Raw genomic sequence first — 13,874 nt, 5'->3', positions numbered from 1 at the left:
CTGCGAACGCCCCGCGGGCGCGGGCGCGGGCTCGGCGGCGCGGCGGGCGCGCGGGCGCGCGGGCGGCGTCGGCTGGGAGTCGGGTGGTTGCGGTTGTCTTACGTGTCGAGCCATGAGGTCCTCTCAAAAACGATGCGACGCCATCATAATAGGAGGCGCCCCCGGTCATCGGGGGCGCCCACAAGGTTTAACATGCAATTCATCCTGCCTGGCAACGCGGCGTGAAGCTCGCGCGCGAGCACGTTGCGATGCGAGGCGAGGTGCTCATCGGATGCTACTTCTTCATCTCGTCGATGAAGCCCTTCGCGATGAAGATCACGATGATCAGGACGATGATCGCGACAATCACCCAGACCGCTTCCATGGGAATAAAGCTCATAAGGCTACCTCTTCGGCGTCAGGCGCGCCGCTGCGCGCGGGTCGAGACATGCATCCGAACATACTAGCGCGACCCCTCGCTTTCCGCAAGCAGCGCCGCCCTACTTTCCCAAGCGATCCTCCAAGGCGTCAACGATGGTGCGCAGGGCCTTCACGCGGGCGTGGAGCTTGTTGTCGCTCTCGAGGACCACCCAGGGGGCGTAGGTGGTCGAGGTCAGGCGGAACATGTCGTCGATGGCGCTCTTGTACTGCGGGTACTTCTCGCGGTTGCGCCAGTCGTCCGGCGTGATCTTCCACTGCTTGGAGGGATCGGCCGCGCGCGCCTCGAAGCGGCGCAGCTGCTCCTCGGGGCTCACGTCGACCCAGAACTTCAGCAGGATGGCGCCCCAGTCGAACAGGTCGTGCTCGAACTCGTTGATCTCGTCGTAGGCGCGTGACCACTGCTCGGGCGTGGCGAAGCCCTCCACGCGCTCCACCAGCACGCGCCCGTACCACGAGCGGTCGTACATGCCCACGTGCCCTGCCTTGGGGAGGCGCGTCCAGTAGCGCCACAGATGCGGGTGGGCCAGCTCGAACTTCGTGGGCGCGGGGCTCGGGAAGATGGTGTAGGCGCGCGCATCGAGCGCTTGGGCCACGCGCTTGATGTTGCCGCCCTTGCCGGCGGCGTCCCAGCCCTCGTACATGATGATCAGCGGGATGCGCGCCTGGTACATCATGTTCTCCAGGCGGAACAGGCGCTTCTGCAGCCTCTTGAGCTCGCACTTGTACTCGTCGCGCTCGAGGGCGAGCGTGTGGTCGATGGTGTCAACCTGCGGGTAGTCGGCCACGATGGCGAAGCGCGAGGCCGCCGGCGCGAACGCGTGCTGGATGCGCGCGGCCTCCGCGGGCGGGGTGTCGGGCTCCACCGCGGGGACGGCCTGCTTGTCCCGGTGCGCCTTGCGGGCGAGCGCATCCTCGAAGGCCGTCACGAGCGTGCGCGCAATGGACAGGTTGGCGGCGCGCTTGTCCTCGCCGTTCACGAGCACCCACGGCGCGAAGTCGAAGTTGCTGCCCTCGAGCAGGCGGTCGTACAGCTCGTACTGGTCCTCGTAGCTGCGCGTGCTGGCGAGCTTCTTCTCGGGCGCGCGCCAGCGCGTGGCCGGGTCGTCATAGAGGCGCTCGAGGCGCTTGCGCTGGGCCTTCTTCGTCACGTGGACGAAGAACTTCACCACCACGTAGCCGTCGCTTACGAGCTGGCGCTCGAAGTCGCGGATGGGCTCGAGGTAGTGGCGCGCGCCCTCGCGCGGATGCAGGAGCTCTCCCGCCGTGCGCGCGAGCATGCGCTGCGTGGCCTTGGTGTACCAGCCGCGGTCGTAGAACGTGATGGCGCCGCGCTCGCCGAGCGCCTGCCAGTACTCCTGCATGAGCGGGAAGTAGTCCGACACGCCGTTCGAGCGCCCGGGGAAGTCGCGCACCTTGGACGCGTCCACGTCAGACGCCACGTACACGCTGGTCGCACGCGCGTCGAGGTTGTACATGAGGTCGGAGATGCGGCTGCCCTTGCCCGCGCCGTTCCATCCCTCGAACAGCACCACCAGGCCCACGCCCTTCTCGCGCGCCTGCTGCTGGAGCACCACCAAGCGGTCGACGAGCTCGTCATAGTCCTGCTTGTACGCTTCCTTCGTCAGGGGCTTTTGGCTGAAGTCGACTTTCTCAAGCATGGCGGTGCCTCCTCGCACGCGTCCGCGCACAACGCCTGACGGCATGCGAACGCGCCTAATTGCATCGAAACTGATAAGATGGAACCATATTATCACTGTTATCACTGGCTGCGCGCCCTCGGGCGGGCGGAGAGGGAGGCTCATGGCATACTACGGCGTCATCGACTTGGGGTCGAACTCCATTCGCCTGGTGGTCTACGAGGTGGCAGGCAACGCGCGCAAGCCCTTCTCGAAGAAGGACTTCCACAGCGTCATCAACGAGAAGAAGATCGCGGGGCTGTCCGCCTACGTGAGCGACGGCGTGTTCACCCAGGCCGGCATCGACCGCGCCGTGGAGGTGCTCACCGAGCACCTGCGCCGCGCGCGCAACGTGGGCTGCGATCGCGTGCGCGTGTTCGCCACCGCCGTGCTGCGCAACTGCACGAACTCGAAGGCCGCCACGCGCGCCATCAGCGACGCCATCGGCCTGCCCGTCGAGCTGCTCTCCGCGCGCGACGAGGCGCACCTGGGGTTCGTGGGCGCCACGTGCGACCGCGCCATCGAGCGCGGCACGCTCATCGACATCGGCGGCGGCTCGACCGAGCTCACGCGCGTCGAGGGCGGCGCCGACAGCTGCGGCGTGAGCCTGCCGCAGGGCAGCGTGTCGTCGTACGCCCAGTTCGTGGACATGATCCTGCCCACGCATGACGAGATGCACGTCATCGAGGACGCCTTCGCCGCGCACCTGGACACGCTCGGCGACCTCGAGCCGTACCGCGCCGCGCGCCTGTACGGCGTCGGCGGATCCACGCGCGCCGCCGCCAAGATGTACGCCGCCGCCTTCGGCACGTCCGGCCGCCCGCGCGTGCTCGAGCTCCACCAGCTCGACGCGCTGCTGGCCCTCCTGGCGCGCAACCCGCACACCTTCGCGCACCTGGCCGTGAAGGCCACGCCTGACCGCCTGCACACGCTCGTGCCCGGCTGCCTCATCGCGATCACGCTCATGCGCGCGCTCGGCGCCGAGAGTTTGGAAATATGCAAGTACGGCGTGCGCGAAGGATTCCTCATTAGGCGTATACTGGAAGCGTAGGCTTTTCGAGGCTTCCCTGGCGCGCCCCAAGCCCTTTGACGCTTGCGCGCCTTGCGCACGCATGCCGTCGCCCCCACAAAGAGAAAGCGAGATGCAATGGACCGTAACGTCGCACCCCTCAGACTCCCCTACATGCAGAACCGTGAACTGTCCTGGCTCGCCTTCAACAAGCGCGTGCTCGACCAGGGCGCTGACGCCACCGTGCCCCTGCTCGACCGCCTGAACTTCATCTCCATCTTCTGGAGCAACCTCCAGGAGTTCTTCATGGTACGCGTCGGCAGCCTGACCGACCTCGCATTGGTCAAGAAGTCGATCATCGACTCGAAGTCGGGCATGACGCCCGCCGAGCAGCTCGACGCCATCTACGCGCGCTGCCACGAGCTCTACCCGTACTACGAGCGCACCTACGAGGACCTGCGCGCCCAGCTCGCCGCCGAGGGCATCGAGAACGTGCGCGCCGCCGACCTCACCGACGACCAGCGCTCCTACCTTGACGACTACGTGCACGCCCAGGTCATGCCGTTCCTCTCGCCGCAGATCATCAACGCGCGCCACCCCTTCCCCCACCTCGAGAACGGCGCGCTCTACATCGTGGTGCGCCTCGACGAGCGCGCGCTGCCGAAGAAGGACAAGAAGTCCCGCGCGAAGGACCCGAAGGCCGACAAGGCCGGGAAGGCCGCGGCGAAGGAGGCCGCCCGCGAGGCGCGCGCCACCAAGGACCTCGGCGCCGAGGGCGTGACGCTCGGCCTCATCCCGCTGCCGCGCCAGTGCGACCGCGTGGTGCAGCTGCCGGGCAAGGGGACCTCGTTCATCCTGCTCGAGCACGCGATCGAGATGTACGCCGCCGAGGTGTTCTCCATGTACAAGGTGAAGCACACCAACGTGATCTGCGTGACGCGCAACGCCGACCTCGACGCCACCGAGGGCGCCGACGAGCAGGGCGACGACTACCGCGAGCACATGAAGCGCATCCTGAAGAAGCGCTCGCGCCTGGCGCCGGTGCGCCTCGAGAGCGAGCGCGAGCTGTCGAGCATCGTGAAGCCCCTCCTCCTCGAGAAGCTCGGGCTCAAGGAGCACCAGCTGTTCGTGACCTCGGTGCCGCTCGACCTCGGCTTCACCTGGGGACTCGCCGGCCGCGTGTCGGCGAAGAAGCGCGCGGTGCTCGCGCAGACGCCGTTCACGCCCCAGTGGCCCGCATGCCTCGACCGCAACCGCCCCATCATCGACCAGGTGAGCGAGCGCGAGGTGCTGCTGTCCTACCCCTACGAGTCGATGGACGCGTTCGTGCAGCTTCTGCGCGAGGCCGCGGCCGACCCGAAGGTGATCTCCATCAAGATCACGCTGTACCGCCTGGCCAGCCACTCGCACCTCGCCGAGGCGCTCATCGCGGCGGCCGAGGCCGGCAAGGAGGTCACCGCGCTGTTCGAGCTGCGCGCCCGCTTCGACGAGAGCAACAACATCGAGTGGTCGCAGCGCTTCGAGCAGGCCGGATGCCACGTGATCTACGGCTTCCGCGACTTCAAGGTGCACTCGAAGGTGTGCTGCATCACGCGCCAGACCGACGGCGGCCTGCAGCACATCACGCAGCTCGGCACGGGCAACTACAACGAGAAGACGGCGCGCCTGTACACCGACTTCTCCTTCATCACGAGCGACCCCTCCATCGGGCGCGACGCCGTGCAGTTCTTCCGCAACATGGCGCTTGAGAACGCCTCCGACAGCTACGACATCCTGTGGGTGGCGCCACTGCAGATCAAGCAGAACATCATCGCCGGGATCGACGAGCAGATCGCGCTCGCGCGGCGGGGCGAGCCCTGCGGGCTGTACTTCAAGACGAACTCGGTCACCGACAAGGAGGTCATCGACAAGATCGCCGAGGCCTCGCAGGCCGGCGTCGACTGCACGCTGTTCGTGCGCGGCATCAGCTGCATCGTGCCGGGCGTGGAGGGCTTCACCGACCGCGTGCGCGTGGTGTCCATCGTGGGCCGTCTGCTCGAGCACAGCCGCATCTACTGCTTCGGCCCGCTCGAAAACTGCAAGGTGTACCTGTCGAGCGCCGACCTCATGACGCGCAACATGGACAAGCGCATCGAGATCGCCTGGCCCATCCTGAACAACGACTTGCGCGACCAGGTGCTCGGCTACCTGGCCACCTGCATGAGCGACACCGCCAAGCTGCGCGAGCTTCTGCCCACGAGCGCCTACACCGAGCTCGGGTACTTCGCCGAGCCGGGCGCTCCCCTGTTCGACTCGCAGAACTACCTGATCGCCGAGGCGCAGCGCAAGCACCTGGCCGCCGCCGAGCTCGAGGCGCACCGCGAGGCCAACCGCATAAGCGTGGGCGGGCGCGCGTTCGCGCACGAGCCCCTCGGCGAGGAGGTGTCCGAGTTCGTGGACGCCCCCGCGATCGACGAGGACGAGGCCACCACGGTGGCAGGGAAGGTGTTCATGAGCGTCGGCGAGGCTGCCGGCGTCGCGAGCGCAACCGTGGGCGCAGCGGGGACCGTGGCTGCCGGGATCGCCGCCGGGACTGCTGGCGCGAGCGCGCCGGGCGCGGGCGCGGGTGCCTCAGGCGCGGCAGCTGGCGCGGCAGCTGACGCGGACGCGCCGGGCGTCGAGGCCGCCGTCGAGGAGATCGTCGTCGAGGCCACGCCCGTCGAGGACGGGGCCGCCTCTGACGAAGCTGACGAGATGCCCGGCGAGCTCGGCGGCGAAGGCACGCGCGTGCACGTGGCCGCACCGAGCCCCGAGCAGATCGAGCACGCCAAGGCGGCTGCGAGGAGCGCCGCCACCAGCGTGGCGCACGCGGCGGGCAGCGCGGCCGTCGTCGCCGGAGGCGTCGCCGCGAGCGTGGCGAAGTCGGCCGGCAGCGTGGCGGCTGACGCAGCCAAGCAGGTGGGGGCCAGCGCGGCCGACGCGGCGCGCAGCGCGCGGAGCACCACCGCGCGGGCGGCCCGCCAGGCAGCCCGCAGCGCCGGAACCGCCGCAGCCGACGCGGCCAAGCAGGCTGCCGAGGCGGCACGCGAGAACGCCCTGGCGCGCCGCGAGGCTCCCCGACCCTCCAAGCGCCCCAGCCTCCTGAGCCGCCTGCTCGGCGCCCTGGGAAGGCGCAAGTAGCGAGCGGCCGCGGGCGCGCGGGCGCGCCGCTCCTCGGAGTGACGCGCCCTGAGGGCGCCGCGTGAAACACCGCGGGCGCGCCGCGCAATCTATCCCCTGACGCACGAAGGGCCCGGGATCATCCGATCCCGGGCCCTTCCCTTCCCGCCAAAGCCAAGCGGGATGCTCTCGAGTTCTCTCATGCGCGCCTCTCGCCTTCCACCCCGATCCTGCCGCCAGGCGTCTCGAACCTGCGCGTTGCAAGCTTGTAGACTCGCTCGTTGTCGCGCTGCCCGATCGCAATTATCTCCACGACCTCAACAGTCTTCTCGTCAACGATTCTGAACACCATGCGAAGGCCGGCATTGCGCCATTTGATCTTCTTGCAGCCCGACAACTCCCGCTCAAGAGGGGTGCCGATTTCGTCAGCCCGCGTCTCCAACTTTTTGAGCGCTATGTTGACCAGCTTCTTCATCGAGCCATCGAGCTTGCGATACTCCTTAGCGGCGGCTTCGTTGTAGAAAGCAACCTGGAATCTGCCGCTCATTCGAACAGATCCTCGTCGGAAATGGAGTCAGCATCGCAGGCCAGGTACTCGGCGTAGCCGTCTTCGCCCATGGCTTCTTTCAAGCTGACGCGCTCTCGACCTGCGGCAGCGTCACCCTCGGCGATGCGCGCGGCAGCGACGGCGAGCAGCTCGCGCTCGCGGTAGCCCGCAAGTTCGCAGTACATGGCCTCGAACTCTTCGTAGGACATGATGACGGAGTCGACCGCGTTGCGATCCGTTATGAACTGGGGTTCTTTCTTCGCGCGTTTACGCACCTCGGAGAATCTCTTCGCCGCCTCAGTGGCAGAAGTAAGCTGATCGACGTTGAACCTCGGCTTCTCGAGAACAGCAGGCGTCATGTTGGTCCTCCTTGTAGGGCATTATAAATTGCATATTATCTTACGTATTTTAATATGCAATTCCGACAAGATCAAGAAAGTGGGCGCGCATGCGAGGATCGCCCCAACACCACAGAACTCGCTTGCTCGCGCCCCCGCGCCATCGACGCCCAAGAACACGAACACCCCCAGCATCATGGGCAGGCATGCAAAAGGGCTGGGATTGCAGGTGCAATCCCAGCCCATGCGTCTTACTTGCCTTGCAGGCACGCTTGACTTGCAGGTCAAGCTGGCGTCACGCCTAGCCCTCCACGTTGGCGACCACGGCGGCGATCGCCTTCGCGTGCTCGTCGGCGGCGGCCTCGTCGAGCGCCTCCACCATCACACGCACCACCGGCTCGGTGCCGGAGGGACGCAGAAGCACGCGGCCGTCGTCGCCGAGCGCGGCCTCCGCCGCCGCCACGGCCTCGGCCACCTGAGCGCTCTCGCCCACCGCGTGCTTGTCCTTCACGCGCACGTTGATGAGCACCTGCGGGAACTTCGTCATGACCTTGATGGTCTCCTCGACCGGCTTGCCCGAGCGCTTGACCGCGGCCAGAAACTGCACGGCCGTCATGAGGCCGTCACCCGTGGAGTTGTGCTCGAGCAGGATCATGTGCCCCGACTGCTCGCCGCCGATGGCGTAGCCGTGCTCGCGCATCTCCTCGAGCACGTAGCGGTCGCCCACCTTGGTCTGCACCACGTCGATGCCGGCGTCGCGCATGGCGTGCACGAACCCGAGGTTGCACATCACCGTCGACACGGCCGTGTTGCCGGCGAGCGCGCCGCGCTCCTTCATGTCGAGCGCGCACACGGCCTCCACGATGTCGCCGTCGATCTCGTCGCCCGCCGGCGTCATGAGCATCACGCGGTCGGCGTCGCCGTCGTGTGCGATGCCCACGTCGGCGCCGCTCTCCGCCATGAGCTCGCGCAGGGGCTCGAGGTGGGTGCTCCCGCACTTCACGTTGATGTCGGTGCCGTCGTAGTCGTCGTTGATGACCACCACGTCGGCGCCGAGGCGCTTGAGGGCCGCGGGGCTCGTGAGCGAGGAGGCGCCGTGCCCCGTGTCGAGCGCGATGGTCATGCCGGCGAAGCTGATGCCCTGGCGCTCGATGGAGCGCACCGCGTGCTCCACGTAGATCTCGCACGCGTCCTCGACCTCGACGGCAACGCCCAGGTCGGGGCCAGAAGGCATCGCGGCCTCCTCATCGCCCGCCGCGCGCGCGGCCGCCACGCGGCCCTCGAGGCCGCCCGCCGTGATGAACGCCTCGATCTCGTCCTCCACCGCGTCGGGCAGCTTGAAGCCCTCGGCGTCGAAGAGCTTGATGCCGTTGTACTCCGGCGGGTTGTGCGAGGCCGAGATGACCACGCCGCCCGCGGCGTTGAGCTCGCGCACCAGCAGCGCCACGCCCGGCGTGGGGATCACGCCGGCGAGCAGCGCCGTGCCGCCCGCGCTCGTGATGCCGGCCACGAGCGCCGCCTCGAGCATGTCGCCCGACAGGCGCGTGTCCTTGCCCACCACGATGGTCTTGCCGAGAAACTCGGCGGACGCCTGCCCCAGGCGGTAGGCGATCTCGTTCGTCAGCTCGACGTTCGCCACGCCGCGAACGCCGTCAGTTCCAAAAAGACGGGCCATTACTTTCCCCTTCTCACATATCGGTCGTGCAAGCGGACCGCGCCCGCAGGGCGCTCCGCGTCGGTCATGCGGTTGTTGAGCTCGGCGGCGAACTCGTCGATCGAGATGCCGAAGCGCTCCAAAACCACCATCAGGTGGTATACCACGTCAGCCGCCTCGTAGCGCAGGTGGTCCACCGCCGCGTCGCGGTCGGCCCCGCAGGCGGCGTCGGCGTCCTTCGCCGCGAGGCCCACCTCGACGGCCTCCTCGGCCACCTTCTTCAGCGGCCGGTCCAGCTCACCGCACAGAAGCTGGTGCGTGTAGCTCTCCGCGCCCGCGCCCCGGCGCGCCGCGATGGTGGCCGCGAGCGCCTCGAGCGTCGAGCCGATCTGCGAGGCGGGCACCGCCTCGCCCTCGGGTACATAGGTCTTAACCGCCATAGTCATTCCTTCGTCAAACCCTGCCGTCGCGGGAGGCGGGGCGGTGCTCACCAAGCGAGTTCCGCACGAGCCGAAATGCCCAGCGGGCATTTCGCGCGAGCAGGACTGTTCGAGCGACTGAGCACCGCCCCGCCTCCCACAGCGGCAGACTCACCGTGCCCCGCAAGCTCGCAAGGGCGAGCCGGCCAGCCTCCCCCGCCAAAGAAGAGGGGGCGCGCAAGCTCGCGCGCCCCCTCCCGCTGACAGCTAGTCGTCCAGCCTGTTGGAGGCCTCTTCGTCCTCCTTGCTGGTGATGCCGAAGCCCAGGCCGCCCACGGACCCCAGAAGAGCGTCGAGCTCCTCGAGGTTGCGCTGGTAGGAGCGCGGGGGCAGCGCCTCGCCGAGCATCTCCTCGCCGTCGGTGTTGAACGTCGGGGGCTCGTCGCCGCCGATGAGGATGGTGTCGTCGGGCGAGAACACCATGTCAAGCAGCTGCGACATGTCGTCGCTCGTCGCCGCCAGGTCGTCCTCGATCACGTGCATGAGGCCGCGTTCCTCCAAGCCCTCCTTGAGCTCTTCGATGGCCTTCACGCCGATGCCCTCGATGCGCAGCAGGTCCTCCTCGGTGTGCCCGAGCAGGTCGGCCACCGTCTCGATGCCCGCCTCGGAGAACTTGTTGGCCCAGCGCTGCGAGACGCCCAGGTCATCGTAGATGTAGAGGCGCGCGTCCTCGTCGGAGAGGTTGTGCCCGCGGTGCCCCATCGACAGCGCGCTGTAGTAGCCGCCGAAGCTCGAGCCGGCGTTGAAGTACCCGTCGGCGTCAAGCGACCAGTCCTGCGGCTGCGGCAGCAGGTCCTCGATCTCGCGCAGCGCGTCGGGGGCGTAGTCGGGCAGCGCGTCGCCCGCCACCGGGCTCACCGGGCGGCCCTTGTAGGTCAGGCCCACGTTGCGATAGCGCGCGAGGCCCGTGCCAGCCGGGATCGGCTTGCCAATGATGACGTTCTCCTTCAGGCCGGCCAGGTGGTCGGTCTTGCCCTCGATGGCGGCGTCGGTGAGCACCTTGGTGGTCTCCTGGAACGACGCGGCGGACAGCCACGAGTCGGTCGCCAGGGACGCCTTGGTGATGCCCAGGAGCAGCGGCTGGCCCACCGGCGGCTCCTTGCCCTCGGCGATGAGCTCGTTGGCCGCCTTCTCGAACTCGAAGCGGTTGACCTGACGTCCCGGGAGGAAGTCGGAGTCGCCCGCGTCGAGCACGGCCACCTTGCGCAGCATCTGGCGCGCGATGACCTCGATGTGCTTGTCGTTGATGTCCACGCCCTGGGACACGTACACACCCTGGACCTGGCTCACGATGTAGCGCAGCGTGGTGTTCGGGTCGGTCAGGCGCAGCAGGTCGTGCGGGTTCACGGAGCCCTTGGTGAGCTGCTGGCCCACCTTGACCTCGCAGCCGTCGGTCACGCCCGGCAGCATCTGGGCGCGCGCCGACACCACGTACTCGCGGAAGTTGCCCTCCTGGTCGTGGATGGTGAGCGTCTTGGACGTCTTGTCGCCTGCGATCTGCAGCGTGCCGGCGATCTCCGCGAGCACGGCGAGGCCCTTCGGCTTGCGCGCCTCGAACAGCTCCTGGACGCGCGGCAGGCCGTGCGTGATGTCCTCGCCGGCGACGCCGCCGGTGTGGAACGTGCGCATCGTGAGCTGGGTGCCCGGCTCGCCGATGGACTGGGCGGCGATGATGCCGACTGCCGTGCCGATGTTGACCGGGCGCGCCGTGGCGAGGTCCCAGCCGTAGCACTTCTGGCAGACGCCGTGCTCGGCATGGCAGGTCATGATGGTGCGGATGACCACCTCTTCCACGCCCGCGGCCTGCATCTTCTTGAGGTCGGCCATCGAGGCGATGTAGGTGTCGGCGGTGAAGAGCACCTCGCCGCCTGCGCCCTCCACGTCCTCGAGCAGGCAGCGCCCGATGAGGTTCTCGTCGAGGTCGCCCTTCTCGTTGAGGATCGGGTAGGGCACGCCCTCGGGGGTGCCGCAGTCGATCTCGCGGATGATAACGTCCTGCGCCACGTCCACCAGACGGCGGGTCAGGTAGCCCGAGTCAGCGGTGCGCAGGGCGGTGTCGGCCAGGCCCTTGCGGGCGCCGTGCGTGGAGATGAAGTACTCCAGCACCGACAGGCCCTCGCGGAAGTTCGCCTTGATCGGGCGGTCGATGATCTCACCCTTCGGGTCGGACATCAGGCCGCGCATGCCGGCGAGCTGGCGGATCTGCTTGATGTTGCCGCGGGCGCCGGAGAACGCCATCATGTAGATGGGGTTGAACTTGTCGAAGTTGTCGGCCATGGCCTCGCCGACCTCCTCGTTGGCGGCGTTCCAGATGTCGACGATCTGCTTGTGGCGCTCGTCTTCGCTCATCAGGCCGAACTCGTAGTCCTCGTCGATGGCGGCCACCTTCTCGTCGGCGGCGGCCAGGATCTCGGCCTTGTTCGGCGGCACGGTCGCGTCGTACACCGAGACGGTGACGCCCGCGCGCGTGGCGTAGTGGAAGCCGGCGTCCTTCAATCCGTCGAGGATCGGCGGCACCTCGGACAGCTCGTAGGTGTTGGTGACGTCCTCGACCAGGCGGCTGATCTCCTTCTTGTTCATCTCGTAGTTCAGGAAGGGGTAGTCCATGGGCAGCACGTTGTTGAAGATGATGCGGCCCACCGTGGTCTGGATGCGGTCGCCCGCCTTGTGCTCCTCGAACACGCCGAAGGCCGTGGCCACCTTGCAGTCCACGCGCAGGCGCACCCAGATCTTGGCCTGCAGGTCAAGGTCGGCGCGGGCGTCGTAGGCGTTCATGGCGTCGTCGATGTCGATGAACGCGCGGCCCTCGCCCGGGAAGCCGTCGCGCGCCGCGGTCAGGTAGTACAGGCCGATGATCATGTCCTGGGTGGGCACGGTCAGCGGACGGCCGTGGGCCGGCGACTTGATGTTGTTGGAGGACAGCATGAGCACGCGGGCCTCGGCCTGGGCCTCGGCGCCGAGCGGCACGTGCACGGCCATCTGGTCGCCATCGAAGTCGGCGTTGAAGGCGGTGCACACGAGCGGGTGCAGCTTGATGGCCTTGCCCTCGACGAGCACCGGCTCGAAGGCCTGAATGCCGAGGCGGTGCAGGGTGGGCGCGCGGTTCAGCAGCACCGGGTGCTCGCGGATGACCTCTTCGAGCACGTCCCACACGTAGCTGGCGCCGCGGTCAACCGCGCGCTTGGCAGCTTTGATGTTGGCGGCGTACTCGAGCTCCACCAGGCGCTTCATGACGAAGGGCTTGAAGAGCTCTAGCGCCATCTGGCTCGGCAGGCCGCACTGGTGCAGCTTGAGCTGCGGGCCGACGACGATGACCGAGCGGCCGGAGTAGTCGACGCGCTTGCCGAGCAGGTTCTGGCGGAAGCGGCCCTGCTTGCCCTTGAGCATGTCGGAGATGGACTTCAGCGGACGGTTGCCCGGGCCCGTGACGGGGCGGCCGCGGCGGCCGTTGTCGAACAGCGAGTCCACCGCCTCCTGCAGCATGCGCTTCTCGTTGTTCACGATGATCTCGGGCGCGCCGAGGTCGAGCAGGCGCTTCAGGCGGTTGTTGCGGTTGATCACGCGACGGTACAGATCGTTCAGGTCGGACGTGGCGAAGCGGCCGCCGTCGAGCTGGACCATCGGGCGCAGATCCGGCGGGATGACCGGGATCACGTCGAGGATCATGTCGGAGGGCTTGTTGTCGGACTTGAGGAACGCGTCGACCACCTTGAGGCGCTTGATGGCCTTGGCGCGCTTCTGGCCCTTGCCCGTGGCGATGACCTCGCGCAGGTCCTCGGCCGTGACCTCGAGGTTGATGGCCTCGAGCAGGTCGCGCACGGACTCGGCGCCCATGCCGCCCGTGAAGTAGTCGCGGTAATTCGCGCGCATCTCGCGGTAGAGCGCCTCGTCGGGGATGAGCTGCTTGGGCTCGATCTTCATGAAGGCGTCGAAGGCGTCCTGGCGCAGCGCCTTGCGCTCGTTGAACTCCTCGTAGATGTCGGCGATCTCCTCCTCGACCTCCTCGGGCGTGAGGCGCTCGTCCTCGTCGACGTCGTCGACGAAGTCGTCGTCCTCGGGCACGTAGTCGGTCGAGAGCTTGCGGGTGGCCTCGATGATGCGGTCGCGCTCGGCGTCGAGCTCCTCGAGGTCGGCGGCCAGCTCGTCGCGCAGGTCCTCGGCGTCCTCCTCGCGCGCCTCCTTATCGACGCTCGTGATGATGGAGCTGGCGAAGTACAAGACCTTCTCAAGCTCCTTCGGCGGGATGTCGAGCAGGTAGCCCAGGCGCGAGGGCGAGCCCTTGAAGTACCAGATGTGGCTCACGGGAGCCGCCAGCTCGATGTGGCCCATGCGCTCGCGGCGCACCTTGGAGCGGGTCACCTCGACGCCGCAGCGCTCGCACACGATGCCCTTGAAGCGCACGCGCTTGTACTTGCCGCAGGCGCACTCCCAGTCCTTGGTGGGGCCGAAGATCTTCTCGCAGTACAGGCCGTCCTTCTCGGGCTTCAGGGTGCGGTAGTTGATGGTCTCGGGCTTCTTCACCTCGCCGCGCGACCAGCTGCGCACGTCCTCTGCGCTGGCAAGGGAGATGCGCAGGGCATCGAAATTGTTCACGTCGAATTCCGTGGTCATCT

Annotated in this window: 8 protein-coding genes; 2 read left to right on the top strand and 6 right to left on the bottom strand. The window is 67.7% G+C overall.

What is annotated here, in order from left to right:
* Positions 1–479: 479 nt before the first annotated feature.
* Positions 480–2,078 carry a polyphosphate--AMP phosphotransferase gene (locus G7Y50_RS09120; RefSeq protein WP_165056796.1) on the bottom strand — a complete coding sequence of 533 codons (1,599 nt, stop codon included), beginning with the start codon at positions 2,076–2,078 and terminating at the stop codon, positions 480–482.
* Positions 2,079–2,220: 142 nt separating this feature from the next.
* Here G7Y50_RS09120 and G7Y50_RS09115 point away from each other — a divergent pair, with 142 nt between their 5' ends.
* Together G7Y50_RS09115 and ppk1 are read left to right on the top strand one after the other, a co-directional pair.
* Positions 2,221–3,147: an exopolyphosphatase gene (locus tag G7Y50_RS09115; RefSeq protein ID WP_165056795.1), complete on the top strand. Its 927-nt coding sequence runs from the start codon at positions 2,221–2,223 to the stop codon at positions 3,145–3,147.
* 96 nt (positions 3,148–3,243) lie between these two features.
* Positions 3,244–6,264, top strand: coding sequence for a polyphosphate kinase 1 (gene ppk1, locus G7Y50_RS09110; protein ID WP_165057031.1), 3,021 nt, complete (start codon positions 3,244–3,246; stop codon positions 6,262–6,264).
* Positions 6,265–6,442: 178 nt separating this feature from the next.
* Here ppk1 and G7Y50_RS09105 read toward each other — a convergent pair whose 3' ends face one another.
* The 5 genes from G7Y50_RS09105 to G7Y50_RS09085 form a co-directional block, all read right to left on the bottom strand.
* Positions 6,443–6,790, bottom strand: coding sequence for a type II toxin-antitoxin system RelE/ParE family toxin (locus G7Y50_RS09105; protein ID WP_165056505.1), 348 nt, complete (start codon positions 6,788–6,790; stop codon positions 6,443–6,445).
* Positions 6,787–7,149 carry a type II toxin-antitoxin system Phd/YefM family antitoxin gene (locus G7Y50_RS09100; protein ID WP_165056506.1) on the bottom strand — a complete coding sequence of 121 codons (363 nt, stop codon included), beginning with the start codon at positions 7,147–7,149 and terminating at the stop codon, positions 6,787–6,789. The genes G7Y50_RS09105 and G7Y50_RS09100 overlap by 4 nt, the downstream gene beginning before the upstream one ends.
* 280 nt (positions 7,150–7,429) lie before the next feature.
* On the bottom strand, positions 7,430–8,803 hold the full coding sequence (gene glmM, locus G7Y50_RS09095) for a phosphoglucosamine mutase (RefSeq protein WP_165056507.1): 1,374 nt from the start codon (positions 8,801–8,803) through the stop codon (positions 7,430–7,432).
* A complete protein-coding gene (gene hisE / locus G7Y50_RS09090; RefSeq protein WP_165056508.1) occupies positions 8,803–9,222 on the bottom strand; it encodes a phosphoribosyl-ATP diphosphatase in 420 nt (139 codons plus the stop codon). Before hisE ends, glmM begins: the two co-directional genes overlap by 1 nt.
* Positions 9,223–9,468: 246 nt before the next feature.
* Positions 9,469–13,872: a DNA-directed RNA polymerase subunit beta' gene (locus G7Y50_RS09085; protein WP_165056509.1), complete on the bottom strand. Its 4,404-nt coding sequence runs from the start codon at positions 13,870–13,872 to the stop codon at positions 9,469–9,471.
* Positions 13,873–13,874 lie beyond the last annotated feature (2 nt).

The sequence above is a fragment of the Adlercreutzia sp. ZJ176 genome (assembly GCF_011038975.1).
GTDB lineage: Bacteria > Actinomycetota > Coriobacteriia > Coriobacteriales > Eggerthellaceae > CAAEEV01.
The sequence above is the reverse complement of the archived record's forward strand: the minus strand, read 5'-3'. Positions and strand labels throughout refer to the sequence as shown.

Coding starts and splice junctions, on each gene's coding strand:
- G7Y50_RS09120 (WP_165056796.1), bottom strand. CDS start 2,078: ATGCTTGAGAAAGTCGACTTCAGCCAAAAGCCCCTGACGAAGGAAGCG.
- G7Y50_RS09115 (WP_165056795.1), top strand. CDS start 2,221: ATGGCATACTACGGCGTCATCGACTTGGGGTCGAACTCCATTCGCCTG.
- ppk1 (WP_165057031.1), top strand. CDS start 3,244: ATGGACCGTAACGTCGCACCCCTCAGACTCCCCTACATGCAGAACCGT.
- G7Y50_RS09105 (WP_165056505.1), bottom strand. CDS start 6,790: ATGAGCGGCAGATTCCAGGTTGCTTTCTACAACGAAGCCGCCGCTAAG.
- G7Y50_RS09100 (WP_165056506.1), bottom strand. CDS start 7,149: ATGACGCCTGCTGTTCTCGAGAAGCCGAGGTTCAACGTCGATCAGCTT.
- glmM (WP_165056507.1), bottom strand. CDS start 8,803: ATGGCCCGTCTTTTTGGAACTGACGGCGTTCGCGGCGTGGCGAACGTC.
- hisE (WP_165056508.1), bottom strand. CDS start 9,222: ATGGCGGTTAAGACCTATGTACCCGAGGGCGAGGCGGTGCCCGCCTCG.
- G7Y50_RS09085 (WP_165056509.1), bottom strand. CDS start 13,872: ATGACCACGGAATTCGACGTGAACAATTTCGATGCCCTGCGCATCTCC.